We start from the raw sequence: 26633 nt of genomic DNA on the forward strand, positions 1-26633 counted from the left end.
TTTACGCTCCCTTTCAATAAACCACGATGAATCAACGGCTGAAGCGTGCCGCTCTGTTATAACTGTCAACCGCATCGTTATAGCGCTTTGTCATGCTGTTATAGGCATTGCCTGATTTTTTCTGGCGCAGATCACGATAGCTGCCAAGCAGGCTGGTCAGATTGCTGTTGACGCTTTCGTATGAACCGACGCTGGTGCCTTTGCCTTTTTCTTCTTCAATCACCTTACGATGCGCTTCAAGTGAAGCTTCGAGCTTGGGCAGAATTTCATCTGCCTTGGTATAGCTTTCCGCAGACTTGATGGTTTGCTCCGGATCTTCAAATACGCTCAGGATATCCTGTGCATAAAGCATGCTCTCTTCAGTATAGTAACGCAGCATGTCACCTTTATCCTTGAAGCCGGCCAGGCGTTTTTCAGATGCTGCACGCTGATACGCTGTCAACAGATCATCAACCTTGTCCATCGCCGCAATCATGCCGTCATAATTTGCCAGCATTTCCGGAAATGCTGCCTTGCCTTTGGCCAGATCATCTTCCTTGTATGCCTTGCTCTTGAAATAAGGCTCCAGTTCCTTTTGCTGTGCAAGCAGTTTTTCCCCTGCTTCCACTACGGGCTTGAGTGCAGCATCAAGGTCATCCATGCCACCGGAAATAGCCAGGCCCTTTTTGAAGGAATCAATTGCGCCACTGAGGTTGCTCATTGTTGGCAAACTCAGGTTGTCCGATGTTTTTGCTCTGGCAGAAAACTTCTGCAGGCGCTCATAAGTGCCGGACAATCCCCATGTGCCACGCATCATCCGGTTATAGCCTTCCGAATAGGCATTGAGCTTTTCTGTCGGCGCCTGATCAGCCTTGACAGCAGGCGCCTCTTTTGCCGGTGCACTGGCGCTTTGCGCTGCCTTGTTGTCGGCGGCAGGCTGTTTGTTATCTGATTTACCATACCCCGTCACGCCCAGCGCGACTGCCAGCATGGCAGGTATTACAAATGAAGCATATTTCATTGTTGTTTTCCTGTGATGAAAAACAGTGATATCAATTGGGAATACTTTCAAAGCGTGCTTTCTTTCAAAACATCCTTTCCTAAAAACCATGAAAAGGCGGAATGGCTTCCACCTTTTCAAAAAACGCTTCTGTACGCTGTCAGCTACACTTTCATCTGTGCGCTGTTATAGTCCTGTACCGCTTTGTCATACTTTTTCAGCATGTTATTGAAAGCTGTTTGGGAGCGTTTATCGCGCACTTCACGATAATCACTGATCATGCTCCCCGTATTGTTTCTAATGGCGTCATAGTACGGGCTGACATTGCCGTCTTTGGATCGTGCCTCGTCTGCAGCCTTGCGCTGTGCCTGAATCGCGTTATTAAGCTTTACGGCAATGCTGTTCCCTTTTGAAAATGCCTCATTCCGGTTAAACGGCACCCGGGGATCATCAAAAAGGGCAAGCAATTCTTCTGAAAGCGTCATGATCTCTTCTGTATGGTAGCGAACCATATCTCCTGATGCCTTGAGCGCTTCCATGCGCTTTTCTGCAGCAGCCCGCTTGCTTTTCAGGATTTCGGCGCCGAACGCTGAGAGGGCATCCAGAGCTGACTCATAATCTTTTTCCAGATCAGCAAACATCGTTTTAGCTTTTGCCATGTTATCGGCTTTATAGATTCTGTCCTTGAAATAAGGAACCAGTTCCTTTTCATGGGCAAGCAGCTTGTCCCCGGCGGCAATCAGCTCATCGGCAGCCTTATCTGTTTCAGTCAGCCCTTCTGCTGCTTCAGCACGATTTTTCCGTAACGACTCCAGCATCTTTTCCAGATTCTCAATCACAGGAAAATCGATGGTGTCAGATGATTTTCCTTTCAACACCTTCTTTGTCAGCATCCGGTAACCCTCAGGAAAACCGTCCTCTTCATGGACAAGCGTATTGTAGAAGCCAGCATAAACAGCCAGCTTTTTATCAGCAAGCTGTTCCTGGGTAAGCTGGCTTTTTTCAGGTGTCGATGAAGAATTCGCCGTCATCGGCTGGGACTTGTCTGCTGGCTTTGCAGCTGTATTTTCCGGACGCTTGCATCCGGCAACCAGGCCAATGCAGAGAACAAGAACAACTGACAAAAAAATGGAATAGGGCTTCATTAAATTGCTTTCTCTTAAAATAAAAAAGACTGTCCTGAAAAGACCGTCTGTAAAATCAGTATAGCGAGAACAAACTGTTATTCTATATTCAACTCTCGTCCAGCAAAACCCTCTTGCCCGAAATCTGCCGAAATTACGATACACTGAGCTGGATTTTTTCCAGATCATGTCCGCTTGGCTGCTGGTAGGCTCTCAAACCAAATTCCGGCATGATGGCGTACAGGTGATCAAATATGTCGGACTGGATTCCTTCGTATTCTGCCCATGCTGTCGTGGTGGTAAAACAGTAAATCTCAAGCGGCAACCCCTGTGCTCCCGGATTCAACTGCCGGACAATCAGGGTCATATCCTTGTGTATGTCATCCCGTTTTTTCAGGTATTCAAAGACATACGCCCGAAAGGTGCCGATATTGGTCAGCCGCCGCGTATTCATCGCCTCGTCATTTTCCTGTCTTACCATTTTGTTCCATTCATCCAGCTCAGTCTCTTTATTGATCAGATACGTTTGAAGCAGGCTGAATTTCATCAGGTGCGCTTTTTCCGTTTCTGTCAGAAAGTGAATGGTGTTCTGGTCAATAAAGAAGGCTCTTTTGACGCGGCGCCCGCCGGATTCCTGCATACCACGCCAGTTTTTGAAAGGATCGCTGATAAGACGCCGTGTCGGCAATGTCGTGATGGTCTTGTCCCAGTTCTGCACCTTGACGGTATGCAGGGCAATATCAATAACGTCACCATCCGCATTTAACTGGGGCATTTCGATCCAGTCGCCCACGCGCACCATGTCATTTGAGGAAAGCTGCACACTGGCAACAAGCGAAAGCAGCGTATCCTGAAACACCAGCATGAGCACAGCAGCCATGGCCCCAAGACCCGAAAGCAGAATAATGGGCGACTTGTCAATGAGTGCCGCAATGATGAGAATGGCTGAAACCAGATAAACAACGATTTTCAATACCTGCAGATACCCTTTAATGGGCTTGCTGTCAGCGTCCGGACGGCGGGAATACAGCGTATTGACCACGTCAAGCGCGGCACAAATCGCCATGGCAATCGTCAGGATGATAAATGCCGACGCCACATTCCTGATGATGGCAGTCACGGTTTCAGGCATAGCCGGGACAAGCGGGATGCCCACAGTAAACACCATGGCCGGAATGATGTTGGCCAGGCGGGAAATCACATTATTACTGACAATCTCATCGTCATTGCCAAAGGGCGTCATGCGAAGCGCATGACGGATCAGGCGGAGCAAAAGCCGTTTGACAACAAAATTGGCAAAGCAGGCCACAATAACCAGAATGGTCAGGGCCGCAATCATGGCGTAAACCGGTGAATCTGAAAAATAAGACTGTAGCAGTTCCATCTTTTTTTATATAAGGCACCTGTTCAGCGTAATATCCCCAATGAACGGCATGGTTGCACCAAACAGGCAAGTATCGGCAGATAAATATGAAACTGCCGGATGACAATGTCAAAACATGCCGTATTATGCTTACAAAGCGGCGGCACCGTCAATTTCAGAGGACACAGGACAGAAAATGGAAGACACACTTCGTGCCTTTTTCAGCCAGCATGTCGAGCTCTTTTTCGTCGCTATGGGACTTTTTTTCATGGCCTCAGCCTGGTTCGACTGGGACTGGATGTTTGCGCCGCCATACAACTCCATCAAAAATCCGGTCGGTTTCTGATTTGGCCGGAAAGCTTATCGTTTTACCAGTTTTATGGCAGGAGTGATCATCATTTTATGCGTCCTTCTTATCCTGTATATCAGGCATCTGGCATAGCCCCCAGCTTACGACTCTCCCCTGGGCAAACGGTAGGTGCGGTTCCTGTTGGCATTAAGCCACAGGGCAAGGCAAATGCCACCGCCACAAGCACATATTGTACCAACAGCGATGACCAGGTTGTTCCACCCCATCGAGCAGATCAGCATGGAGATACTGCCGAAAAAAAGCGCAGAGCAGCTCATTAATCCAACCACAGTACCATTGTCCGAATCCAGCTGGCTCATCATCAGTACCGCCCCTACGGGTCTGTTGGCACTTCCCATGAAAGTAACGGGAATGAAAAGCAGCGCAAAATACCAGGGACCCGAACTGCCATAAAAGCAAAGTAAAAGACCCGCGCATAACGTCACACCAAAACTGATGGTGAGAAACAGGAAACGCGGCATCCTGCGAAAGAGACGGGCATAAAACAGCGGACCCAGCAATGAAAAAGAGGCATTCAGGGCAAAGAAGTAACTGTAACCCTGCGACGTTGTGCCAAACATGTTTTCGTAAATAAAGGCCGAAGCGCTCAGAAATGCCATGAAAGGCATCGCCGTCAGCGAAAAAATCAGCAAAAGTGATCTGAACCCCTTGTCACGCAGCACAAACCCGATACGCCCGAATGAACGCCAGGGAGAAACATCCAGCCGGTCTTCCAGTGTTTCTTTCAGCGCAAAAGAAAGCAGCAGCCCGGCCAGGCCGCCGGCCATCAGGATCACAAAAAGCCCGCGCCAGGAAAAATACTGCAAAAGGAAAGCCCCCAGGATCGGGGCAAGCATGGGACACAGGATCGTCATCGTCTGTATCCAGACCAGGACATTTTCCATTGTCCTTCCTTCCCGGAAGATATCTTTCACAATCGCCATGGAAACAGACTGGACGGCACCACAACCAATGGCCTGCAAAATACGTCCGGCAATCAGGAATTCCATGCTCTGGGCCATGGAACAGGCGAGGCTCGCTGTCACATACAGAAAAAGGCCAAACCAGAGTATTTTCTTTCGGCCGTATTTATCACTCAAAGGCCCCCATAGCAGCATGGAAAGGGCAAAAAAGAGCATGAAGAGACTGAGCGTCAGCTTGGCAGCACTCTCCGATGCGGAAAACAGCGCGGCCATACCGGGCAGCGCCGGAAGATACAGGTCAATGGAAAGCGGGACGAACGCATTCAGAAAGGCCAGAAAAACGATCAGGCTTTTCCGGCCAAAAAGGAAAACGTCGTCGTGAAATACCTGTTCATTCATAAACAGCAGCCGGCTCAAGCTGATTGCAATATTCAGCCTCAGTCATCATATCAGGGACCAACGTTATACATAAAATCCAGACCATTTTCCATTTTCCGGAGGACACCGTTCTTGTCAAACATCAGATGCATCACACTGTCAAATACCCCGTCCTGTTTGTAATGATATGTCCAGACTTCATAATCATGCAGGACAATCCGGGTGTACTCCCCGGGCTGTCCCACCGTCAGCAGCACATCCTGTTTGGTGGATCGTCCCAACGCCAGCTCACCGAATTTTTCGTTTGTCGGCACCTGCTCCCATGAAACAAGACGCCCATCCGGACCCAGCCTTCCCATGTGGGTATGCTGCCCCCAGTAGCCACGCGCATATTCCAGCAGGACCGTATTGCCATCCTGATACCGAGCAGTAGGTTTGCCAATATAGGAAGTAATCTCATCTTCAGTTGCTCCGGGCTGAAACGGGGGAGAATTCAGGTTGATACACCCTGAAAGCATTGCCATTAACAGCAGCATGATCCCGCTGGTAAAAAAACGTGCCATTGTCAGCCTCCCTTCATACTGTTTGCCATTAGGGTCAGCCCTCATTAATTTGCCGCCCGCGAAAAGCAGCTTTGCAGCAGGTCAGTTAATGAGGGCTGACCCTACCTCACGAAGCCACAGTCTACACTGTGATTTTTCCGGGCAAACCAAAATCTGCGGCTTTTTCCCGAAGAAAAGCTTTTTCTCGTTTACAACCATTACGCATTAAAATAAGCAGATCTCAAACCGGCTGTAAAAAAGCAGCCTCCCCTCATTGTATTTTGGATAACAAAACAGATATGACCACTATCAAGCAAAACGATCTTATCGAATCCATCGCTGCCTCTCTCCAATACATCAGCTACTATCATCCACAGGATTATCTCCAGCAGCTCGCCCGCGCTTACGAGGCAGAAAAAAGCCCGGCAGCAAAAGATGCCATTGAACAGATACTGATGAATTCCCGCATGTGCGCTGAAGGAAAACGCCCGCTCTGCCAGGATACCGGTATCGTCGATGTTTTTCTCAAAATCGGCATGGATGTCAGGTGGGAAGGTTTTACCGGTTCGATTGAAGACGCCATCAACGAAGGCGTGCGGCGTGCCTACAATCTGCCGGAAAACAAATTGCGCGCCTCGGTCGTTGCCGATCCGCAGTTTGAACGGAAAAACACGCGGGACAACACCCCCGCCGTGATTTTCATGGAAGTGGTTCCCGGCAATACGGTTGATGTACGCGTTTCTGCCAAAGGCGGCGGCTCTGAAAACAAGGCAGCGCTTGTCATGCTGAATCCTTCTGACTCTGTCATCAACTGTGTACTGGATAAAGTAGCGGATATGGGGGCCGGCTGGTGTCCTCCGGGCATACTCGGCATCGGCATTGGCGGTACCGCTGAAAAGGCGGTTCTCATGGCGAAAGAATCGCTGATGGATGACATTGACATGTTTGAGTTGAAAGAGCGCGGACCGCAAAACAAGCTGGAAGCACTGCGGATTGAACTCTGCGACAGGATCAATGCGCTGGGTATCGGTGCACAGGGCCTTGGCGGACTGACCACCGTGCTGGATGTCAAAATCAATATGTACCCCACCCATGCCGCATCAAAACCGGTTGCCATCATCCCGAATTGCGCGGCAACCCGCCATGCCCATTTTGTGCTGGATGGATCGGGCCCGGCCAATCTGCCCGCGCCTTCCCTTTCGGACTGGCCGGATGTCAAATGGCAGCCGGATACCGAAAAATCACTCAGGGTCAATCTGGATACCCTCACCAAGGAAGAAGTCGCTTCCTGGAAGCCCGGCCAGACCCTGCTTTTGAATGGAAAAATGCTCACGGGACGGGACGCTGCGCACAAACGCATCCAGGACATGCTCGCCAAAGGAGAAAAACTGCCGGTTGATTTTACCAATCGCGTCATCTACTACGTGGGTCCTGTTGACCCTGTCCGCGATGAAGCCGTCGGCCCGGCAGGCCCGACGACAGCAACCCGCATGGATAAATTTACTGACACCATGCTGGAAGACGCCGGGCTGATTGCCATGATCGGCAAAGGAGAGCGTGGCCCCGAAACCGTGGCATCGATTAAAAAACACAAATCAGCCTACCTGATGGCAGTTGGCGGCGCGGCCTATCTCGTCTCGCAAGCCATCAAAAATGCGCGGGTCGTGGGCTTTGATGATCTGGGTATGGAAGCGATTTATGAGTTTGATGTGGTTGATATGCCGGTAACCGTCGCCGTTGATTCCACCGGTATCTCCGTACACGAAACCGGCCCGAAGACATGGAGCGAATACATTATCAACCTGAAAAATGGCACCATTCCGGTAAGCGGTAATTAATCGCTTTTTACCCTGGCGGGGAACACTGTGAACCATACCGAACGTCCCATTGGCATCTTCGATTCCGGAATAGGCGGACTGTCGGTATTGCGCCATATCCGGGAACAGCTGCCGGATGAAAATCTCCGTTATTTTGCTGATTCGGGGTTTGCCCCTTACGGTGAAAAACCCGAGGAACTCGTCATCCGGCGTTCGATGGAAATTGCCCATTGCCTGTTCTCGTATGACTGCAAGGCGCTTGTGGTTGCCTGCAATACGGCAACGGCAGCAGCGGTCCACCTCCTCCGGGAAAAACACCCGAATATTCCCATTGTCGGCATAGAACCCGGACTCAAACCGGCCGCAGCCATTACCCGGAGCAAAACCGTTGGCGTTATGGCGACAGAACGCACCCTGCAAAGCAGTAAATTCAGAAAACTCCATGAATTGCTCAGCAGAGAAACCGGTGTCCGCTTTATCATGCAGGCCTGCCCTGGCCTGGCCGATCTGGTCGAAAAAAACGAGCGCCATTCAGCGCATGCAGCAGCGCTTGTCCGGCGCTACACCCTTCCGCTTTTAGAACAGAATGCGGATACCATCGTTTTGGGATGCACACATTACCCCTTTCTGCAGGGCGCGATTGAAAACACGCTCTCGGAATCCGCCACCGAAACGGTTAACATCATCGATACGGCGATTCCCGTCACACGCCAGTTGATCCGCCTGCTGGACCAGTACAATCTGAAACAAACAACCGCCACCCCGGAATCGGGTGTCCATGCGCTGACAACCGGTGATGCCGGACTGCTTGCCGACCAGTTTGAGCAGCTTTTGCATATTCGCCCGGATATCACCCCAATGAAAAGGGAATTTCTCCCTGACAGTCCTGAAAGGAAAACCTGATGAAACGCCTGCTGTTTTTGCTTATGCTTCCTCTGGCTGCCTGTACCGTGACTGATTCCGGAAAACCGCCGGATTCCGGCGCCGGCACCAGCGGTGTCAGGTATATCTGTGACAGCGGCGAACCGGTTTATATCAACTATCGTGAAAACGGGATTTCCCTTCACTACAAGGGAAAGGCACATCGCCTGAAAATAGCCGTTTCGGCCAGCGGTGCCAGATATGCCGGGGATGGCCTTGTCTGGTGGAACAAAGGCTCGGAAAACACACTGTATAAGCTGGTTGGAAAAGACGATACAGGAGCCATGCTCGAAAGCTGTAAAGAAGCGCCGCGTAAAAAATAATCATCGCGGACAGGAGTATGTCTGTGAATAGCCCTGTTTATGTCTGCACACCTGAATGCGCTATTCCTTGCCTGCAGCATGCTCATGGCAAACCAGACTGCCAGCCGGAAGGGAAATGGGGGTAAGACTTAATGAAGCCGCACCTCAACCTTGATACGGATTTTGCCATTATCTGTTACTATTTTAGTTCTATATCAATCAAAACCGGAGAAAAAACATGTCGCTGTCTCCATTGAAAATCACACTGCTTGTCGACAATAACGCCCCGGAAGAACTGGAAAAGGAGCACGGGTTTTCCGCGTGGATTGAAGCCGGCGACCGGCGCATTCTTTTTGATACCGGCCAGCTGGGCGCCCTGCAAATCAATGCTGAACGGCTGGGAATCAATCTTGGGGATGCCGACACGCTTGTTCTGAGCCATGGTCATTACGATCATACCGGCACCCTGCCCGAAGTCCTGGATGTCAATAACAAGGCCCGGATTTATATGGCGAACAATCTCAATATTGACCGCTGGAGCAACAAGCCCGGCACCGACCCGCGCTCCATTGGCATCCCCGAGCGCTCGCGGCAGGCACTGCTTGCCCTCCCGCCGGAACGGATTCATGAGATACAGACCCCGCTTTATGTGATGCCGGGAGTCGGTGTTACCGGCCCGGTACCGCGCAACTCTTCTGTTGAAGATACCGGCGGCCCTTTTTACCTGGATAACGCCAGCAAGGACCATGACCTGATTGAAGACGACCAGTCCATGTGGTTTGAAACCGATGATGGCATCATCATCCTGCTTGGCTGCTGCCATGCAGGCCTCGTTAATACGGTGGACTATATTCGCCGCGTTTCCGGAAAAAATAAAATTCGCGGCATTATCGGCGGCATGCATTTGGTCAATGCAGATGACAATCGCCTCAATTACACTTTTGATGCCATGAAGGAGTGGCAGCCTGAGTTTCTGGTTCCCTGCCATTGCACGGGTGAAGAACAGACTGTCTGCATGCTCGACGTTATCGGTGACAAAATTGTCAAGCCGGGCCAGGCAGGCATGGTGATACAGGGATAAACCGGTTTTTACATTCACAACACAATACAGGAAGGACGATCTTATGGTACTGCTGGAAATGGCTATTTTCCCGAACAACGTTGTCGGCAGCTTGAGCCCTTATGTTGCGCGTGTCATGGATATCATCGATAAAAGCGGACTGAAATACCGCCTTTCCCCCATGAGCACCGTGATTGAAGGCGAACTTGAGCAGGTACTGGCACTTGCCACCCAGTGTCACAACGAACTGGCAAAAGACTGTAACCGCATCTCCATCGTGATGCGCGTGGACTCCAAGCCAGGCAACAATGAAACCCGCATGGAAAGCAAAGTGACCGCTGTTGAAGAAAAAGTCGGCAGGAAACTGGTAACGACTATCAGTTGATCTGGCCGGGTAGAAAAACAAAAAGCATGGCCGCTAAACGGCCATGCTTTTTTAGGGGCAGACCTCATTAACTTTCCGTGAGCAAAAAGCCGTTTTGGCTCAAAGGGCCAGGAAGAGCGGCTTTGCAGCAGGTAATTTATGAGGCCTGACCCTAACGTCCTGAATCGCCTTATCAGCCGGGTGATTTCTGTGTCTTGACCACCTGCATGGCGGTTGCAATCAGGCTGCCCATATCCCCCATATTGGCAGGAATAATGAGTGAATTGTTGGTCTGCGCCAGCTCGGAAAAGGCGGCAACATACTGTTCTGCCACTTTCAGGTTTACCGCATCACTGCCGCCCTGTTCAATAATCGCCTGTCCCACCTTGCGCAAGGCTTCCGCATTGGCGTCAGCAATGGCAACAATGGCAGCGGCCTCACCCTGCGCCCGGTTAATCGCTGCCTGCATCTCACCTTCCGACTTGGCGATTTCCGCTTCACGCATACCGGAAGCCAGATTGATCTGCTCCTGCTTTTTACCTTCGGATGTGGCAATCACTGCCCGTTTTTCCCGCTCAGCGGTAATCTGCGCCTGCATGGCACGCAAAATCTCTGAGGGCGGCGTCAGGTCCTTGATTTCATAACGCAGCACCTTCACACCCCAATTCTGGGCAGACTCATCAACGACGCCAACGACGTTGGTATTGATCTGATCCCGCTCCTCGAACGTCTTGTCCAGCTCCATACGGCCGATCACAGAACGCAGGGTAGTCTGGGACAACTGCGTGATGGCAGCAATATAATTGGATGAACCATAAGACGCCAGCTTGGGATCCGTTACCTGAAAATACAGGACGCCATCCACCTGCAGTTGCGTATTATCCCTGGTAATACAGATCTGGGGCGGCACGTCCATTGGAATTTCCTTCAGGCTGTGCTTGTAGGCAACCCGGTCAATGAACGGCACAACAATATTCAGCCCTGGCGACAGGGTGGCATGAAATTTGCCGAAACGCTCAACCACCCAGGCATTCTGCTGAGGAACGACATTAATTGATTTAACGACAAAAACAATGGCGATAATAAAGATGACAATTGCAACGTAAGAAAATTCCATGGAGTGATGATCTTTCTCTCAGGTTATAAATTCAATGCGTTTTACTCAGCAGCATTTTCAACAATCAGGCGATTGGCACGAATTTCCCGAATGACAAACGTACCCGCTTTTGCCTGCTCCCCGGTTTTCAGTTCAACATCCCACATGGCCCCCCGATAGGAAACCCGTGCCTGATCAGGGGCGCCTGGTACTGACTGCCATTCATTGACGGTAAGGGTTTTTCCGATATCCAGATTGACATTCGAGTCATGCGCCGGATGATGCCTGTTTTTCGCGCCAAAGCGGCTTTTATTCAGCAATAAAGTGGCACAGGCTCCGACAATACCCCCGGCAATAAGCTGAAAGGCGAGACCCAGCCCTGTTAATGCAATAAGGCCGCCAGCAGCAAAACCCAGGGCCAGCATCAACAGATAAAAGGTACCGGTGAATATTTCGACAGCAACCAGCGCACCAGCTGCAGCAAACCAATAAGCCCAGTCAGCCATTTCCGTGAATCATGTCAGTGAACGCAAAATGCAAGGATATCATTTTATCCATGGCTTTACGCCCCCAAAAAGTAACAAAACCTTTCCCGAAGACAGGCTTCGGGAAAGGTTTTGTCTGTGAGTTGGCCAGAGCCGGCGATTATTCACCCTTGACAAGCGTCTCCCAAGTGGAGAGAACCGAGTCAGGATTAAGCGACAGCGAACCAATACCCTGCTTGATCAGCCAGTGAGCAAAGTCAGGCCGGTCTGAAGGACCCTGTCCGCAAATACCGACATATTTCCCCTGCTTGTTGCAAGCCTGGATCGCCCTTGCAATCATGGCTTGCACCGCTGGATCACGCTCATCAAAGTCCTCGGCCAGCAACTCAATACCGGAATCCCTGTCCAGCCCCAGCGTCAACTGGGTCATGTCATTGGAACCGATTGAGAAACCATCGAAGAGTTCAAGGAATTCATCTGCCAGTATCGCATTGGACGGTACTTCGCACATCATGATGAGGCGCAAGTCATTCTGTCCACGCGCCAGGCCGTTCTGAGCCAGAAGATCAACCACTTTATGCGCCTGTGTCAGCGTACGAATGAAAGGCACCATGATTTCAACATTGGTCAGCCCCATATCATTTCTGACACGTTTCAATGCCTCACACTCCATCTGGAAAGCTTCAGAAAAATCCTTGGAGAGGTAGCGTGCTGCACCACGAAAACCCAGCATCGGATTTTCTTCTTCCGGTTCATAGCGCGAGCCACCCATGAGGGAGCGATATTCGTTTGTCTTGAAGTCAGACATCCTGACGATCACCGGTTTTGGCCAGAAAGCTGCCGCAATCGTGGCAACACCTTCTGCCAGCTTGTCGACATAGTAGGTTCTGGGTGATTCGTGTCCGTAAATAATGGATTCGATTCCCCGCTTCAGATCGTCATCAACATTCGGATAGGCCAGTGCTGCCTGCGGGTGAATACCGATCTCATTGATAATGAATTCCAGCCTCGCCAGACCGACACCATCATTGGGAATGGCCTGGTTTTCAAATGCCAGGCTCGGATTACCGATATTCATGGTCATCTTGATCGGCAGTGGCGGCAGATTGTCATAAACAACACTGCTTTCCTCAACTGCCAGGATGCCTTCATAAATACGGCCTTCATCACCCTCAGCGCAGGAAACCGTGACTTTCATCCCATCTTTCAGGATTTCAGTCGCATTGGCACAACCCACAACCGCCGGTACACCGATCTCGCGGGCAACAATAGCGGCATGGCAGGTTCTGCCGCCGCGATTGGTCACAATAGCCGCTGCTTTTTTCATCACCGGCTCCCAGTTGGGGTCAGTCATATCCGCTACCAGGATATCGCCTGCTTCTACCCGGTGCATCTCGGAAGGATCCTTGATGATCTTGACCGGGCCGATACCGATTTTCTGTCCGATTGCCCGGCCTGTTACCAGGATAGTACCTTCTTCTTTCAGACGAAACACCCGGACTTCATCAGTGTGCTTCTGCTGTGACTTGACCGTTTCCGGGCGCGCCTGGAGGATATAAAGCTTGCCGTCGAAGCCATCTTTACCCCATTCAATATCCATGGGGCGTTCATAATGCTTTTCAATGATGACGGCAAAACGGGCCAGCTCCATCACTTCCGCATCCGTGAGGGAATAGCGCCTTTGCATCTCAACCGATACCGGGATGGTATCAACCGGGTGCTTACTGGAAGGATCCTTCGAAAAGACCATCTGGATCAGCTTGGAACCGATATTGCGGCGGACAATAGCCATCTTGCCCTGTTCCAGCATCGGCTTGTGCACATAAAACTCGTCCGGATTAACAGCACCCTGTACAACCGTCTCACCCAGACCATAGCAGGAAGTGATGAATACGACATCCTGAAAACCGGATTCGGTATCAATGGTAAACATGACGCCGGATGAACCGATATCGGAACGCACCATCTGCTGCACACCAACAGAAAGGGCAACTTCTTCATGCTTGAAGCCCCGCTGTTCGCGATAAGAAATAGCCCTGTCGTTATACAGAGAAGCAAAAACCTCTTTGACTGCTTCCAGCAGGTTTTCCTTGCCGGAAATATTCAAAAAGGTTTCCTGCTGTCCGGCAAATGAAGCATCCTGCAGGTCTTCCGCTGTGGCAGAAGAACGGACCGCAACAGACATATCAGCGGGTGATGTTGCCAGCAGTTTTTCATAAGCTTCCAGGATTTCTTTTTCCAGACGCGGCTGCAACGGTGTTTCAATAATCCATTTGCGAATCGTCGAACCGGCTTCTGCCAGCAGGCGCACATCATGAACATCGGTTTTGGCCAGATGGTCTTCGATACGTTTTGCCAGCGTTTCCCCGCCATTGGCACTGTACGAGAGGAAATCCCGAAATGCCAGCGATGTTGTGGCAAAGCCGCCCGGAACACGTACACCCTTGCTCTGCAGTTGGCTAATCATTTCTCCAAGAGAAGCATTTTTGCCGCCTACGGAAGGCACATCTGTCATTCGCAATTCAGTGAAAGGAATAACATAAGCATCACTGGCGTGGGTGGACTTTACTACATCCGTCATGAGAATCTCCTAAAACGAAAAAAATTTGCTGTTTTTCAAGCGGAAGAAAAAGAGCTATTTTACCTTAAAAAGGAAGAAGAAAATGGAAGGCAAACCTATTATTTTACTCAATTTTCCCTGAGACAACAAATAGGTCTCACAAATCGCCATCTATGTTTTACAATGGATCACACGAAACACTTCATCAGCCGTATCCGATCAACCTGACAGCCTTTACTGCCATGACAAAAAACAGCACTCAACCCATGCGTTCGGTTTACATTGTTTCTGACGGAACCGGCCTTACTGCCGAAGCCCTGGCACGTTCGGTACTCAGCCAGTTTGATCTGGAGTTCCATAAAATCAGGCTGCCTTTTATTGATACGCCCGAAAAAACACAGGAAGTCACCGACCGTATCCAGCGCAACAAAGGCCATAACGAGGATCGGCCTATCGTTTTTTCAACGCTGGTCAAACCGGAACTGCTGTCAATTCTTCACAAGGCTGACGCACTGCATATCGATGTAATGCAACCATTTATTTCGCAAGTCATCGGTGAGCTGGGCACACAGTCAAAACAGGAAATCGGTCTGAGCCATCAAATGACCGGAACAGATGAATATGAAGACAGGATGGAAGCCATTCATTTCACCATTGCACATGATGACGGCCAGTCACATACCAACCTGGAAGCAGCCGACATTATCCTTCTCGGCGTGTCCCGGGTCGGCAAGACACCGACAAGCCTGTATCTGGCCATCCAGTATGGCCTGAAAGTGGCAAATTATCCGTTAATTCCGGAAGATTTTGAGCGAGGGCATTTGCCTCCTGTCCTGAACCAGTATAAAGGCAAACTTTTTGGCCTCAGCATCAACCCTGTGCGGCTTTCCCAGATCCGGGACTCACGCAGGCCCGGCAGCAAATATGCCTCACTTGAGAATTGCCGCTATGAAGTCAGTGCCGCCGAAAACATGATGAAAAAGAATGGCATCACCTTTTTATCGTCCACCAACAAATCCATTGAGGAGATTTCCTCAACCATCATTCACGAACTGGAAGAAGCGGCACCGGCTGACTGATGCAATCAGCTCAGTCAAACACCTGCGCTTCGTAAGCCGCAGCGTAGGGTTGGGCTGTCTGCAATTCCCTGGCGATAGCCCGATTGAGATTTAATACCCGCTCATCAAAACCATGCCCTCGCGTCTTGAGATTGCGCTGCTGCTGGGAATCATGAAAGCGAAGCAATTGGCCTTTCCACTGCGCATCGGCTTCATCAAAGGCAAGGTAAAAGTCGGTGCGCATATCCAGCGTTTTGGCATCCCGGTTGAGCATCAGGGCGATTGGCCAGTCTGCTGCTTTAGCAATCCCTGATACCAGTGCACACATCGCCCGGTGTGCCCGGTTGGTATCATTTCCATGAGGTGAAAATATCAGGTCCGGCCTGATTTCACGAACCACTGCTGTCAATGTTTCCCCATTTTCTGCATCATCAGTAAGCTGCTCGTCATCTGCGTTATTCAGATACAGGAAGCGAAAATGATCTTCATGCAACCCGAAAAAACGCATGCTGTCCCTTTGCTCTTTTATCCGGAGATTTCGTCTGTCATCAACGGACAGGCCTGCGCCATATGCTTCATCAATACCGCTTCCGGTTACTGAAACGGCGGCATAAATGTCATGGCCGGATTCATGCAGGTATTTCAGCGTAACGCCAATGGCATCAAAATCATCAGGGTGCGGCGCCAAAACAAGCACTTTCAGACTGGTCGGCCAGTCAAGCTGGCGCAGATCCCGCATTGTCCGGGTAGAGCGTAAAAAATCCAGTTTCATCGCATGATCATCCTGGTAAAAACGGGTTCTGGCATAGCCGATGTCATCCGGCTTTCTGGCGTAACTGCTCAAAAAAACAGACTGCCGCACAGGCTGCCACATTCAGGGAATCCTGTTTTCCCGCATGGGGGATTTTCAGCATGACACGCGCTTTTGATTGCAGGGTATCTGAAACACCCTGCCCTTCATGCCCGAAAAGCCAGGCCAGCGGCTGCCTGAGATCAAAATCATAAATACGGTCTTTTGCTGTGGGAACCATGGCAACTACGGGAACACCCGACACATCAACCAGTTTCTCCAGATCGATATTTTCATGAATCCGCACCAGAAAATGTGCGCCCATGCCGGCACGCAAAACCCGGGGAGACCAGGCTGCAGCTGTCCCTCTGCTGCAAAAGACATCACCAATGCCTGCCGCCGACGCACTGCGTAAAATGGAGCCGAGATTGCCCGGGTCCTGGATGCGATCCAGCAGAACCGCTGTTTGTGTCATTTTTTCGGGAACCGGATATACCGGCGGTTCAATCACAAAAAGAACCCCGACCCCTTCTTCCACCTGGCTGACCGTTTCATAAAGAAAATCCCGCAGGATAATGCATGAAACCCCTCGTACCTGACTGGCCTCAAAAATTTCGGCAATTTCCGGCTGATTTTTGGAGGATTCATTCACCACACAAAAAATCGGATTGCCGATGTATTCCAGGTAAGCCTGACACAAATGGACACCATCCAGTATGGTCCTGGCACTTTTCCTGCGTGCCTGGGCACTGCCTGCCAGCTGCCGTATTTCCCGGTATAACACATTATTTCGTGAGGTAATCAGCTTCATCAGCAGCTCTTTTCCTCTTTTTGATCCAACAGCGCCCGGACCGGCCCGTAAGATGTCCGGTGAACAGGAGAAACGCCATGCTCACGCAGCCGTTCCAGATGCAGGGCGGTCGGATATCCCTTGTGTCGGTCAAAGGCATACTGCGGATACTGATCATGCAATTGCATCAGGGCTTCATCGCGTGCTGTCTTGGCCAGTATGGATGCGGCTGAAATCGCGTCCACCTTGTCATCGCCCCCGACAATGGCTTCTGAACGCACAGAAAGAACCGGACAACGATTCCCGTCAACCAGTGCCACTGAAGGCGTCACAGAAAGATTTTCAACCGCCCGTTTCATGGCCAGCATCGTTGCATGAAGAATGTTCAGTTCATCAATTTCCGCAATGGAACATTGGGCAACAGCCCAGGCTTTGGCCTTTTCGCGAATCAGCCCGGCCAAATGACGGCGTTTCATATCAGACAGTTTTTTGGAATCCCGCAGCCCGTCAATGGGTTGCATGGGATCCAGAATGACCGCAGCAGCAAAAACCGGACCGGCAAGAGGCCCCCGACCAGCCTCATCCACGCCGCAAACAAGCTCATCTGTAGCTGAAAAGGAAAAAGCGATCTGGGTTGTTGTCATCTATTCGCCTTCTATTTGCCGTTCATGACATCCAGAACGGCCTGAGCGCTCAAGGCAGCAGTATCTTTCAAAAGCGATTCATGCATGAGGGTAAAACGCTCAGCCAGCTCTTTTCGAAGGGACGCATCGTGCAACTGCTTCCAGACGGCATCCGCAAGCGCCTCGGGCGTTGCATCATTCTGGTAAAACTCGGGTACGATCATTTCCCCTGCAAGGATATTGGGAAGGCCAACTGGTGGGGTCACAACCCGTTTGGCGATTTCCCAGGTGGCTCCCATCAGCCGGTATCCTATTACCATCGGTTTTTTGTACAGCGCCACTTCCAGTGTGGCAGTACCGGATGCAACCAGTACTGCATCAGCTGCTTCAATGACACGATGAGACTGCCCCTGGATAACGCGTAACGGTACATTCTCCATTTTCGCTCCAGCCAGTTTTTGTGCAAAAGCCTGCTGCTGACGCTCACCTGCCATCGGCACCACGAGCTGGATGGCCGGATCACGCTGGGCCAGTAGTCGGGCAGCACCGATAAACGCATCACCATTGTATTTGAGCTCAGACATCCGGCTGCCCGGCATGATGGCAACCACCGGTTTATCCGGATCCAGACCCAGATCAGCACGGGCACCGGCTACATCCGGCTGCATCGGAATCCCCTTGACCATGGGGTGACCCACATGGGTAACCGGAATGCCAGCCTTTTCGTATATATCGACTTCAAAAGGGAAAAGCACCAGAATGCGCGAGACCGCTTTTTTAATGGTTTTGATCCTGCCTTTTCGCCATGCCCAGACTGAGGGGCCGACAAAATGGACGGTGGGAATACCGGCTTTTTTAAGCTGCACCTCCAGGCCAAGATTGAATTCCGGTGCGTCAATCCCCACAAAAACACCCGGCTTTTCCGCAATCAGACTATCCCGAAGGGCATCCCTGATCCCCTTGATTTCACGAAAGTGAGCAAATACCTCGAAAAAACCGTTTACCGACAGCTTTTCCATCGGCCAGTTGCTGACAAATCCATAGGTGGCCATGTTCTGGCCACCTATACCGTGAATCAGTGTGTCAGGCAGTTGGGGACGAAGTGCAGACAGCAAATGCCCACCAAGGATATCACCGGACACTTCGCCTGCAACCATAGCAACCGGTTTCATGCTGCCAACCTCCCTGAAATGGCTCCTTTGACAGATTGCCGGGCTGACATATCGGCTAACCTGAAGTGATCAGCGAATAATACCGCGATCAGACATATCCAGAAATGAACGCATCATATGGATATATTCGGCGGCATCTACAGCTTTTGCCTCTTCTTCTGCCAGTGCGGCTTTTGCCTCATCCAGTGAAAGCCCGGATTTGTAGAGTGTTTTGTATGACTGCCGGATGGCGGATATCTGCTCCGGTGTAAAACCCCGGCGTCTCAACCCTTCGGCATTGATACCATGCGCTGCAGGCGGGGAACCGGCCACCAGCACAAAGGGAGGAATATCCTGGGAAAGACGGGTAGCCGCCCCCGTCATGGCATGAGCACCCACCTTGCAAAACTGGTGAATATTGGTCAGACCACCGAGAATCACCCAGTCACCGATATGGACATGTCCGGCCAACTGAATGCCATTGGCAAAAATGGTATTGTTACCAATCTGGCAATCATGGGCAATGTGTACATACGCCATGATCCAGTTGTCATTGCCGATCCGGGTAACCCCCGCATCCTGAACAGTACCCAGATTCAGGGTACAGTATTCGCGAATCGTATTACGGTCGCCGATTTCCAGCGCTGTCGGTTCGCCTCCGTATTTTTTATCCTGGGGAACACCACCCACCGAGGCAAACTGGAATATCTCGTTATCCTTGCCAATGGTGGTGCGTCCCTCAATAACCACATGGGGACCGACACGGGTTCCTGCACCGATTCTGACATGAGGGCCAATAACGGAATACGCGCCGATTTTGGCGGTACTGTCAATTTCCGACCTGGAATCAATGATCGCTGTACTGTGGATATTGCTCATTGTTTCTCCGTTGATCCGCGAATGGCGCACATGACTTCCGCTTCAACAGCCACCTGCCCATCCACAGACCCGACTGTCTTGAATTTCCACATGCCGCGCATATTACGGATCAGTTCTGCCTCCATCACCAGTTGGTCACCTGGCTCCACAGGACGCTTGAAACGGGCATTATCAATCGTTGCAAAATAAACCGTCGCGTCATCTCCCAAGATGGCGCCGGCAGACATAAAGGCAAAAATAGCGGCTGTCTGGGCCAGTGCTTCAATAATCAGCACACCTGGCATCACCGGGTAATGCGGAAAGTGTCCATTAAAAAACTCTTCATTCGCCGTGACGTTCTTGATCGCCGTAATTTTCTTCCCCGCCTCCCAGTCGAGCACCTTGTCGACCAGCAGCATGGGATAGCGATGCGGCAATATCTTGCGTATGTCGTTAACGTTGAGTACTTTTTTATCTTTCAAATCCATAGTGTCACTCTTCTTTTTCACCCAGCGAATTTACTGTTTTTTCCAATTCTCTCACCCGCTGGCGCATTGACGTCAGATTACGCAATACAACAGCGGTTCTTTCCCAGTCCGTATGTTTTTCGAGCGGATAAAAACCGGTATAGGCACCGGGCTCATTAATCGAACTTTGCACGACACTTGACGCAGAAACATGGGTACCATCGGCAATTTTCAGATGCCCCCCGATCATGGCCGCCCCACCGATGGTCACCCGTTTGCCGAAAACAGCACTTCCTGCCACACCCACGCAACCTGCCATCGCAGAATGCGCACCGACATGGCAATTGTGGCCGATCTGTATCTGGTTATCCAGCTTGACGCCATCCTCAATCACCGTATCTGCCAACGCTCCCCTGTCTATGGTTGTATTGGCACCAATCTGGACATCATTGCCAATCACGACCCTGCCAGTCTGTGGAATCTTGACCCATACCCCCTTGTCATTGGCAAAGCCAAAACCTTCTGAACCAATGACCGCACCGGAGCGAACCTCACAGCGTTCACCAATGACGCACAAGGCATGAAAAACGACCCGTGGCGCAAAACAGGTATTGGCGCCCACTTTTGCCCCTTTTCCAATAAAGCTGCCTGCATCAATGACACAGTTTCCCCCGATTTCCACATCAGCTTCAATCGTGACAAAAGGCCCGATTTTTGCGCTTGCCGCTATTCTTGCTGAAGGCGCGATACAAGCGCTTTCATGTATGCCCGGCACATGCGGTTCTGCCTGCAGGCTCTGAAAAAACTGGGCAGCATACGCAAAATACGCGTAGGGATTGTCAGTCAGAATGCGTGCCCCGGCATAATCCGTTATCCGCTCATCATCAGATGGCGTCAGAATCAATGCCGCAGCATGAGAGACGTTTGCCTGTTTACGCAAACGGGGATTGGTCAGAAAAGTAATGTGGGAAGCCTGCGCCAGATCCAGTGGCGCAAATCCGGATACCCTTGTATCCGGATCGCCTTTTAACTGTCCGCCAAAACGGTCAATCAACTTGCCAAGCTGAATATCCATTCCGCTATTTTTGACAAGAAGAATTATTTACTGCCCAGTGCCCTAAGCACTTTTTCCGTAAGATCCACTTTGGGGCTGAAATAAACCGCATCCTGCACGATCAGGTCATACTTTTCTGACTGTGCGATATTGTTGATGACCTTGTTGATACGATCCAAAACAGCAGCAAACTCTTCATTACGGCGCTGCATCAGGTCTTCACGATAGCGACGGTTCTTGCTCTGGAAATCCTGGCCATAATCAGCGAGCTCACGCTGACGCTTGATACGGTCAGATTCAGCCAGAACAGGCATATCTTTTTCCAACTTGTCGCTCATCGCTTTGAGACGGTTCTGCATGTCACGCAACTCTTTTTCGCGCTTGGAAAATTCAGCTTCAAGTTTGGCCGATGCCGATTTCGCCGGTGCAGATTCACGCATGATGCGCTCGCTGTTGACAAAACCGATTTTCACTTCCTGCGCATGGGAAGCCGCAAAAGCAAAAAGGCACAAGGCCATAACACCCAGTTTTTTTACATCCAGAAAGGTTTTTGTGAAAATTTTCACGGTTATCTCCAATCGAAAAACAAACAACAGGTTCTATATTACGCTACCCGCACATCAGAAACCAGTACCAAGGGTAAACTGGAAGTTTTCTGTCTTGTCGCCATCCTTGGAATTCAGCGGGAAACCCAGGCTGAGCTTCAAAGGACCCATAGGGGAAACCCAGGTGATACCAACACCGGCAGAATATCTTATCTCATCCAGTTTGATGCTGTCATCTTCTTCAAAAACGTTACCTGCATCGAAGAAGGCAAACCAGCGCAGTGTCCGGTCATATCCCATGCCCGGGAAGGGGAACCCCAGTTCGGCATTGGCAAGCACACGCTTCGAACCACCGACATATTCGCGATCGCCATAGTACGGATTTCTCTGGTACCTGCCCAGTGAGGAAGTCTCATAACCCCTGACGGTGCCAATACCGCCTGCGTAAAAGTTTTTGAATACCGGGTATTTTTCACCACCCAGACCTTCACCGTAATCAAGCTGCCCGTTCAGGGCAAACGTACCGCCAGACCAAAGCGGCCAGTAGTACTGATGCTGGTATGATGCCCGGTAGTACTTCATGTCCCCCAAAAGAGACACTTCCAGATTGGCTTTTTGCATCCGGCCTTTTGTCGGCACGAGTGAACTGTCACGGCTGTCACGGGTCCATCCGGCAGTCAGGGGAATACCATAGGCGGTAGCGGAATTTGCATCTGATCCCGCCATATCCTTTACAAACTCCGTGTACTGGACCGGGCTGTCATAGTCAACCTCGATTTTATTATGTTCGAAACCTGCGCCCAGATACACCCTGTCCACTTCGGTAAAGGGTATACCGAAACGGACGTTGGCACCAATCGTTTCCACTTTCCAGTCACTTTCATTGATGATTGGCGGGCGCATTGTCCGGTAAAACACTTCATAACGGCGGCTGACACCATCTTCTGTGAAATAAGGTGTTAACTGGGAAACCGCAATGGTTTTGTACCGCTTGCTGGTGTTCACTTCCAGGCCAACCGTATTACCGGTACCGGCAAAATTTTCCTGCTCAATGGACGTTGTCAGCATCAGCTTGTCACTTTGGGAAAAGCCGGCACCCACCATCAGGTTACCCGTCGGTTTTTCCACTACCTTGAGATTGACATCAACCTGGTCTGTCGTACCGGGCACTTCAGGTGTTTCAATGGTGACCTCGCTGAAGTAACCCAGCCTGTCCACGCGGTCACGGGAAATCTTGACCTTTTCACCTTCATACCAGGACGCTTCCATCTGCCTGAATTCCCGCCGGACAACCTCATCACGTGTCTTGGTATTGCCGCCAATATTGATTTGGCGCACATAGACACGCTTGCCCGGATCAATGAAGAAGGTAAAGGCGACTTCTTTCTTTTCCCTGTCAATCTCGGGCTGCGGGTTCACATTGGCAAAAGCATAACCAAAATTACTCAGGTAATCAGAAATGGCCTTGGTGCTGTTTGTGAGCTGCTCACCTGAATAGGTTTTTCCTTTTTTCAGTTCAATCAGGGGATAGACTTCCTCTTCCCGTCCGAACAATTCACCCTCAAGCTGGATGTCCGATACGGTATATTTTTCCCCCTCCTTGATATTGAGCGTGATGTAAATATCTTTCTTGTCAGACGTAATGGAGACCTGGGTGGAATCCATGACCATCTCAATATACCCTTCATTCTGGTAAAACGACTTCAGCTTCTCAATATCTGCCGCCAGCTTTTCCTTGGAGTACTGGTCCTTCTTGGTATACCAGGTCAGCCAGCCGGGTGTGGTCAGATCAATGTATTTCAGCAGCTCGCTTTCCTTGTAGGCCTTGGTGCCAATAATCTTGATCTGCCGGATTTTGGCCACATGGCCTTCGTCAATAATGAAGTTGATGGCCACACGATTTCTTTCCACCGGTGTAACGGTTGTTGAAATCTGCACGGAATAATAACCCGCCGCCAGATACTGGCGCTTCAGTTCCTGCTCGGCACGTTCCACCATCGATCGGTCATAGATGCGGGCCTCACCCAGTCCGATATCCTTGAGCCCTTTTGTAATGGCATCCTTGTCGAATTCCTTCATACCGGTAAAAGCCACACTGGCAACTGCCGGTCTTTCTTCCACAATGACAACCAGGACATCCCCTTCCGCATCAATACGGACATCCTTGAAAAAACCGGAAGCATAAAGGGTTCGGATGGCTGTCGTTGCCTTCTCCTCCGTAAACGTATCCCCCACACGAACGGGAAGATAGTTAAATACCGTACCCGCCTCTGTCCGCTGGATGCCTTCAACGCGGATATCCTTGACGACAAAAGGCTCCACGGCAAAAGCCCTGCCGGCACAGAAAAGAAAGGATGCGACCGCGAAAAGCGCTGGTCGAAATGACAGTCGGGAAAAGGGATGAAAAAACAATTTCATGAAATTAAATGAACAAAACGCCTTTCTGAATCCGCATACCAACCCTGTGATGTGAAAATTCCGTCAGCCTATCAGACGGGAAAGATCATTAAAAACCGCAACAACGAGCAAAAGCACCAGCAAAGCGATCCCGACACGCTGCGCAATTCCTCCAGCGCGTTCGGAAATGGTACGCCCGCTTATCGCTTCCACAGCATAATACAGCAAAAGTCCGCCATCCAGAACAGGTATTGGCAGTAAATTCATGACACCAATACTGATACTGATAAAGGCAAGAAAATAGAGATAACGAATCAGGCCGGCTCTTGCTGTCTGTCCGGCATAATCAGCAATGGCGATGGGACCGGTGATATTTTTGATCGACACTTTACCGGTAAACATCCGACCAACCATTTTCAGTGTCAGCGATGTCGTTTCCCATGCCTTGACAGCCCCCTTGCCAAAAGAAGAAAAAAAGCCATGCTGAACAATAACCATTTCCGGCACAATCGGTATTTCAGCCTGTACCCGGCCAATTACCGCACCCTTTTCCTCATGGCCTTCCGGCACGACTGTCAATTCTATCTTCCTGTTGTCGCGAATCACACTCAGCACCAGCGGATTACCTGGTGCTTCACGCACCCTGTGAATAAAATCCAGACCATCAACCAGCAATTCACCATTGATGCGCACAATATGATCAGACGCTCTGAGCCCTGCTTTTTCAGCCGCCCCGCCTGGCGACACTTTTCCAACAACAGCAGGCGGCCTTGCCAGTGACAGCCCGAACCTGTCCAGAAAACCGGCATTCAACTCACCCACACGATGGGGTGTCATTGGCAGAGCCACTGTCCTTGAGCTGTTTTTATCATCAGAAAGGATATCCGCCGACTGAACCTCAAGCACAACCGGATGGTCTCCCATCATGGCTTCAAGCAGCCGCCAGCGAACATCCAGCCAACTGGCAGCCGGCACCCCGTTTATGCCGACAACCCGCTCTCCTCCCCGTAAGCCGGCCTCCCAGGCAACAGTATTTTCAGGCACTGCCCGAAGCTTTGCCAATGGTTCAGGAACACCGTACATATACAACCCGGCAAGCAGGATAATGGCAAGCAGGAAATTGGCAAGCGGCCCTGCGGCCACGATGGCAATACGGCACCAGACATTTTTGCCGGTAAATTCCCGTTTCCGCTCCTCCGGAGTCAGTGTACTCAAGTCTTCTGTACGCGCATCCAGGAGCTTGACATAGCCCCCCATTGGCAGGATGGATAACGCCCATTCTGTCTGATCACGCCCGAATCTGCGGCTGAAGACAATTTTTCCCATCCCCAGGGAAAAGCGCAGCACCTTGACATTGCAAAGCCTTGCCACCCAGTAGTGCCCTAGCTCATGAACCATTATCAACAGGGAAAGCGCGATAACAAAAGCGGATACTGTCTGCAGGATAATCATGAAAATATCAGGCTGTTTGCCATTTTTCTGGCAGCATGGTCATGCATCAGGACACTATCAAGGCCTGACAGGGATTTTTCTGTCGTCACCCTGTCAAGAACACGGGCAACGACATCATCAATTTTCCTGAATCCGATACGCTGGTCAAGAAAAGCCTGAACCGCAACTTCATTTGCCGCATTCAGTATGGCTGGCGTTGCGCCACCGGCATGAAGTGCTTCATATGCCAGTTTCAGGCAGGGGAAGCGATGATAATCCGGTTTTTCAAACTGAAGCTGCCCCATTTGCGTGAGATCCAGTGGACTGACCCCTGACACAATCCTGTCAGGGTAGGCCAGCGCATAGGCAATGGGTACCCGCATATCGGGATTGCCCATCTGGGCAATCATGGAACCATCCACATAGGAAACCATGGAATGAATAATGCTTTGCGGATGAATCACCACCTCGATCTGATGAGCCGGTATGCCAAAAAGCCAGTGGGCTTCGATCACTTCCAGCCCTTTATTCATCATGGTGGCAGAATCAACGGAAATTTTTCGTCCCATCACCCATTTGGGGTGGGCCACCGCCTGTTCCGGCGTTACCTTGTCAAGTGAATCCAGGGAACGCGTCAGAAAAGGACCGCCGGATGCGGTCAGCACAACTTTATCCACCCCATGCTGGCCGGGTGATCGCTGATACGTGGCAGGAAGGCACTGAAAGATGGCGTTGTGCTCACTGTCAATCGGAAGCAGCGTCGCATGGTTTTCCATGACGGCATCAATAAACAACTGGCCGGACATCACCAGTGCCTCCTTGTTTGCCAGCATCACCTTTTTTCCGGCACGGGCTGCCGCCAGCGCTGGTGCCAGCCCTGCCGCCCCCACGATGGCAGCCATCACCGCATCGGTTTCCGGTGCCGCAGCCACTTCGCAAAGCGCATCTTCACCATACGCAACGGTGGTTTTCAGCCCCTTTTTACGCAAGGCGGCATGTAATACCTGCGCTGATTCAGGCGAGCCAACGACAGCCACTTCCGGATGAAAACGCTCACATTGCAGCAAAATGCCATCAATCCGACTGTTCGCCGTAAGCGCATAAACAGCGTAGCGTTCAGGATGTCGTGAGATAACATCCAGCGTCGACACACCGATCGAGCCGGTTGAACCCAGTATCGTAATCCGTTGCCGGCCCGTTCGCATA

26 protein-coding genes are annotated in these 26633 nt (G+C 50.9%); 7 read left to right on the plus strand and 19 right to left on the minus strand.

Annotation, left to right across the window (positions count from 1 at the left end; translation table 11 throughout):
• Nucleotides 1-31 precede the first annotated feature (31 nt).
• The 3 genes from NB640_RS02295 to NB640_RS02305 form a co-directional block, all read right to left on the minus strand.
• Nucleotides 32-1000: a DUF3829 domain-containing protein gene (locus tag NB640_RS02295; protein ID WP_269309525.1), complete on the minus strand. Its 969-nt coding sequence runs from the start codon at nucleotides 998-1000 to the stop codon at nucleotides 32-34.
• Nucleotides 1001-1143: 143 nt separating this feature from the next.
• Complete coding sequence (locus NB640_RS02300; RefSeq protein ID WP_269309526.1) at nucleotides 1144-2124, minus strand: DUF3829 domain-containing protein; 981 nt, start codon at nucleotides 2122-2124, stop codon at nucleotides 1144-1146.
• Between the two features lie 133 nt (nucleotides 2125-2257).
• Nucleotides 2258-3487, minus strand: coding sequence for a mechanosensitive ion channel family protein (locus tag NB640_RS02305; RefSeq protein WP_269309527.1), 1230 nt, complete (start codon nucleotides 3485-3487; stop codon nucleotides 2258-2260).
• Between the two features lie 175 nt (nucleotides 3488-3662).
• Between NB640_RS02305 and NB640_RS02310 the strand changes: the two genes are divergently transcribed.
• A complete protein-coding gene (locus tag NB640_RS02310; protein ID WP_269309528.1) occupies nucleotides 3663-3812 on the plus strand; it encodes a hypothetical protein in 150 nt (49 codons plus the stop codon).
• 104 nt (nucleotides 3813-3916) lie between these two features.
• Here the strand turns inward: NB640_RS02310 and NB640_RS02315 are convergent, their stop codons facing one another.
• Entirely contained in the window at nucleotides 3917-5137 is a 1221-nt protein-coding gene (locus NB640_RS02315) for a Bcr/CflA family efflux MFS transporter (RefSeq protein WP_269309529.1), read from the minus strand.
• 50 nt (nucleotides 5138-5187) lie between these two features.
• Nucleotides 5188-5724, minus strand: a complete 537-nt coding sequence (locus NB640_RS02320) for a hypothetical protein (RefSeq protein ID WP_269309530.1) — start codon at nucleotides 5722-5724, stop codon at nucleotides 5188-5190.
• A 233-nt stretch (nucleotides 5725-5957) separates the two neighbouring features.
• Here NB640_RS02320 and NB640_RS02325 point away from each other — a divergent pair, with 233 nt between their 5' ends.
• From NB640_RS02325 to NB640_RS02345, 5 genes are all read left to right on the plus strand, one after another.
• Nucleotides 5958-7496, plus strand: coding sequence for a fumarate hydratase (locus tag NB640_RS02325; protein WP_269309531.1), 1539 nt, complete (start codon nucleotides 5958-5960; stop codon nucleotides 7494-7496).
• A gap of 27 nt (nucleotides 7497-7523) precedes the next feature.
• Complete coding sequence (gene murI / locus NB640_RS02330) at nucleotides 7524-8378, plus strand: glutamate racemase (protein WP_269309532.1); 855 nt, start codon at nucleotides 7524-7526, stop codon at nucleotides 8376-8378.
• Entirely contained in the window at nucleotides 8378-8719 is a 342-nt protein-coding gene (locus NB640_RS02335; protein WP_269309533.1) for an MliC family protein, read from the plus strand. Before murI ends, NB640_RS02335 begins: the two co-directional genes overlap by 1 nt.
• A gap of 217 nt (nucleotides 8720-8936) precedes the next feature.
• Nucleotides 8937-9779, plus strand: a complete 843-nt coding sequence (locus NB640_RS02340) for an MBL fold metallo-hydrolase (protein WP_269309534.1) — start codon at nucleotides 8937-8939, stop codon at nucleotides 9777-9779.
• 43 nt (nucleotides 9780-9822) lie between these two features.
• Nucleotides 9823-10143, plus strand: a complete 321-nt coding sequence (locus tag NB640_RS02345) for an MTH1187 family thiamine-binding protein (RefSeq protein WP_269309535.1) — start codon at nucleotides 9823-9825, stop codon at nucleotides 10141-10143.
• Between the two features lie 172 nt (nucleotides 10144-10315).
• Here the strand turns inward: NB640_RS02345 and NB640_RS02350 are convergent, their stop codons facing one another.
• From NB640_RS02350 to ppsA, 3 genes are all read right to left on the minus strand, one after another.
• Nucleotides 10316-11239 (minus strand): SPFH domain-containing protein, encoded by a 924-nt coding sequence (locus tag NB640_RS02350; protein ID WP_269309537.1) that lies wholly within the window; start codon nucleotides 11237-11239, stop codon nucleotides 10316-10318.
• A gap of 41 nt (nucleotides 11240-11280) precedes the next feature.
• Nucleotides 11281-11724, minus strand: a complete 444-nt coding sequence (locus tag NB640_RS02355; protein WP_269309538.1) for an NfeD family protein — start codon at nucleotides 11722-11724, stop codon at nucleotides 11281-11283.
• 139 nt (nucleotides 11725-11863) lie between these two features.
• Nucleotides 11864-14284, minus strand: a complete 2421-nt coding sequence (gene ppsA, locus NB640_RS02360) for a phosphoenolpyruvate synthase (RefSeq protein ID WP_269309539.1) — start codon at nucleotides 14282-14284, stop codon at nucleotides 11864-11866.
• A 221-nt stretch (nucleotides 14285-14505) separates the two neighbouring features.
• Between ppsA and ppsR the strand changes: the two genes are divergently transcribed.
• Entirely contained in the window at nucleotides 14506-15342 is an 837-nt protein-coding gene (gene ppsR / locus NB640_RS02365; protein WP_269309540.1) for a posphoenolpyruvate synthetase regulatory kinase/phosphorylase PpsR, read from the plus strand.
• Nucleotides 15343-15352: 10 nt separating this feature from the next.
• On the opposite strand, the gene NB640_RS02370 is transcribed toward ppsR, so the two are convergent.
• From NB640_RS02370 to ispC, 11 genes are all read right to left on the minus strand, one after another.
• Nucleotides 15353-16195 (minus strand): PIG-L deacetylase family protein, encoded by an 843-nt coding sequence (locus NB640_RS02370; RefSeq protein WP_269309541.1) that lies wholly within the window; start codon nucleotides 16193-16195, stop codon nucleotides 15353-15355.
• A complete protein-coding gene (locus NB640_RS02375; RefSeq protein ID WP_269309542.1) occupies nucleotides 16137-16922 on the minus strand; it encodes a TrmH family RNA methyltransferase in 786 nt (261 codons plus the stop codon). Before NB640_RS02375 ends, NB640_RS02370 begins: the two co-directional genes overlap by 59 nt.
• A complete protein-coding gene (rnhB, locus tag NB640_RS02380; protein ID WP_269309543.1) occupies nucleotides 16922-17545 on the minus strand; it encodes a ribonuclease HII in 624 nt (207 codons plus the stop codon). Before rnhB ends, NB640_RS02375 begins: the two co-directional genes overlap by 1 nt.
• An 11-nt stretch (nucleotides 17546-17556) precedes the next feature.
• Entirely contained in the window at nucleotides 17557-18696 is a 1140-nt protein-coding gene (gene lpxB / locus NB640_RS02385) for a lipid-A-disaccharide synthase (protein ID WP_269309544.1), read from the minus strand.
• A gap of 69 nt (nucleotides 18697-18765) precedes the next feature.
• On the minus strand, nucleotides 18766-19554 hold the full coding sequence (lpxA, locus tag NB640_RS02390; RefSeq protein WP_269309545.1) for an acyl-ACP--UDP-N-acetylglucosamine O-acyltransferase: 789 nt from the start codon (nucleotides 19552-19554) through the stop codon (nucleotides 18766-18768).
• Nucleotides 19551-20021 carry a 3-hydroxyacyl-ACP dehydratase FabZ gene (gene fabZ / locus NB640_RS02395; protein WP_269309546.1) on the minus strand — a complete coding sequence of 157 codons (471 nt, stop codon included), beginning with the start codon at nucleotides 20019-20021 and terminating at the stop codon, nucleotides 19551-19553. Before fabZ ends, lpxA begins: the two co-directional genes overlap by 4 nt.
• Nucleotides 20022-20025: 4 nt before the next feature.
• Nucleotides 20026-21075, minus strand: a complete 1050-nt coding sequence (lpxD, locus tag NB640_RS02400) for a UDP-3-O-(3-hydroxymyristoyl)glucosamine N-acyltransferase (protein ID WP_269309547.1) — start codon at nucleotides 21073-21075, stop codon at nucleotides 20026-20028.
• A 23-nt stretch (nucleotides 21076-21098) separates the two neighbouring features.
• Nucleotides 21099-21572: an OmpH family outer membrane protein gene (locus NB640_RS02405; protein ID WP_269310379.1), complete on the minus strand. Its 474-nt coding sequence runs from the start codon at nucleotides 21570-21572 to the stop codon at nucleotides 21099-21101.
• A 102-nt stretch (nucleotides 21573-21674) separates the two neighbouring features.
• Nucleotides 21675-24017, minus strand: a complete 2343-nt coding sequence (bamA, locus tag NB640_RS02410) for an outer membrane protein assembly factor BamA (protein WP_269309548.1) — start codon at nucleotides 24015-24017, stop codon at nucleotides 21675-21677.
• A 63-nt stretch (nucleotides 24018-24080) separates the two neighbouring features.
• On the minus strand, nucleotides 24081-25448 hold the full coding sequence (gene rseP / locus NB640_RS02415) for an RIP metalloprotease RseP (RefSeq protein ID WP_269309549.1): 1368 nt from the start codon (nucleotides 25446-25448) through the stop codon (nucleotides 24081-24083).
• Entirely contained in the window at nucleotides 25445-26632 is a 1188-nt protein-coding gene (gene ispC / locus NB640_RS02420; RefSeq protein ID WP_269309550.1) for a 1-deoxy-D-xylulose-5-phosphate reductoisomerase, read from the minus strand. The genes rseP and ispC overlap by 4 nt, the downstream gene beginning before the upstream one ends.
• Nucleotide 26633: the final 1 nt, after the last annotated feature.

Origin of the sequence: Oxalobacter vibrioformis, from assembly GCF_027118995.1 — a bacterium.
GTDB classification, from domain to species: Bacteria; Pseudomonadota; Gammaproteobacteria; order Burkholderiales; family Burkholderiaceae_D; genus Oxalobacter; species Oxalobacter vibrioformis.

Excerpts from the sequence above, each read along its gene's own strand:
- fabZ (WP_269309546.1), bottom strand. The coding sequence starts at position 20,021 with ATGGATTTGAAAGATAAAAAAGTACTCAACGTTAACGACATACGCAAG.
- NB640_RS02345 (WP_269309535.1), top strand. The coding sequence starts at position 9,823 with ATGGTACTGCTGGAAATGGCTATTTTCCCGAACAACGTTGTCGGCAGC.
- NB640_RS02310 (WP_269309528.1), top strand. The coding sequence starts at position 3,663 with ATGGAAGACACACTTCGTGCCTTTTTCAGCCAGCATGTCGAGCTCTTT.
- NB640_RS02350 (WP_269309537.1), bottom strand. The coding sequence starts at position 11,239 with ATGGAATTTTCTTACGTTGCAATTGTCATCTTTATTATCGCCATTGTT.
- NB640_RS02335 (WP_269309533.1), top strand. The coding sequence starts at position 8,378 with ATGAAACGCCTGCTGTTTTTGCTTATGCTTCCTCTGGCTGCCTGTACC.
- NB640_RS02320 (WP_269309530.1), bottom strand. The coding sequence starts at position 5,724 with ATGAGGGCTGACCCTAATGGCAAACAGTATGAAGGGAGGCTGACAATG.
- NB640_RS02295 (WP_269309525.1), bottom strand. The coding sequence starts at position 1,000 with ATGAAATATGCTTCATTTGTAATACCTGCCATGCTGGCAGTCGCGCTG.
- ppsR (WP_269309540.1), top strand. The coding sequence starts at position 14,506 with ATGACAAAAAACAGCACTCAACCCATGCGTTCGGTTTACATTGTTTCT.
- ispC (WP_269309550.1), bottom strand. The coding sequence starts at position 26,632 with ATGCGAACGGGCCGGCAACGGATTACGATACTGGGTTCAACCGGCTCG.
- ppsA (WP_269309539.1), bottom strand. The coding sequence starts at position 14,284 with ATGACGGATGTAGTAAAGTCCACCCACGCCAGTGATGCTTATGTTATT.
- bamA (WP_269309548.1), bottom strand. The coding sequence starts at position 24,017 with ATGAAATTGTTTTTTCATCCCTTTTCCCGACTGTCATTTCGACCAGCG.
- NB640_RS02340 (WP_269309534.1), top strand. The coding sequence starts at position 8,937 with ATGTCGCTGTCTCCATTGAAAATCACACTGCTTGTCGACAATAACGCC.
- lpxD (WP_269309547.1), bottom strand. The coding sequence starts at position 21,075 with ATGGATATTCAGCTTGGCAAGTTGATTGACCGTTTTGGCGGACAGTTA.
- NB640_RS02325 (WP_269309531.1), top strand. The coding sequence starts at position 5,958 with ATGACCACTATCAAGCAAAACGATCTTATCGAATCCATCGCTGCCTCT.
- rnhB (WP_269309543.1), bottom strand. The coding sequence starts at position 17,545 with ATGACAACAACCCAGATCGCTTTTTCCTTTTCAGCTACAGATGAGCTT.
- lpxA (WP_269309545.1), bottom strand. The coding sequence starts at position 19,554 with ATGAGCAATATCCACAGTACAGCGATCATTGATTCCAGGTCGGAAATT.
- NB640_RS02405 (WP_269310379.1), bottom strand. The coding sequence starts at position 21,572 with ATGGCCTTGTGCCTTTTTGCTTTTGCGGCTTCCCATGCGCAGGAAGTG.
- NB640_RS02375 (WP_269309542.1), bottom strand. The coding sequence starts at position 16,922 with ATGAAGCTGATTACCTCACGAAATAATGTGTTATACCGGGAAATACGG.
- NB640_RS02305 (WP_269309527.1), bottom strand. The coding sequence starts at position 3,487 with ATGGAACTGCTACAGTCTTATTTTTCAGATTCACCGGTTTACGCCATG.
- NB640_RS02355 (WP_269309538.1), bottom strand. The coding sequence starts at position 11,724 with ATGGCTGACTGGGCTTATTGGTTTGCTGCAGCTGGTGCGCTGGTTGCT.
- rseP (WP_269309549.1), bottom strand. The coding sequence starts at position 25,448 with ATGATTATCCTGCAGACAGTATCCGCTTTTGTTATCGCGCTTTCCCTG.
- NB640_RS02315 (WP_269309529.1), bottom strand. The coding sequence starts at position 5,137 with ATGAATGAACAGGTATTTCACGACGACGTTTTCCTTTTTGGCCGGAAA.
- NB640_RS02370 (WP_269309541.1), bottom strand. The coding sequence starts at position 16,195 with ATGTGGCAGCCTGTGCGGCAGTCTGTTTTTTTGAGCAGTTACGCCAGA.
- lpxB (WP_269309544.1), bottom strand. The coding sequence starts at position 18,696 with ATGAAACCGGTTGCTATGGTTGCAGGCGAAGTGTCCGGTGATATCCTT.
- NB640_RS02300 (WP_269309526.1), bottom strand. The coding sequence starts at position 2,124 with ATGAAGCCCTATTCCATTTTTTTGTCAGTTGTTCTTGTTCTCTGCATT.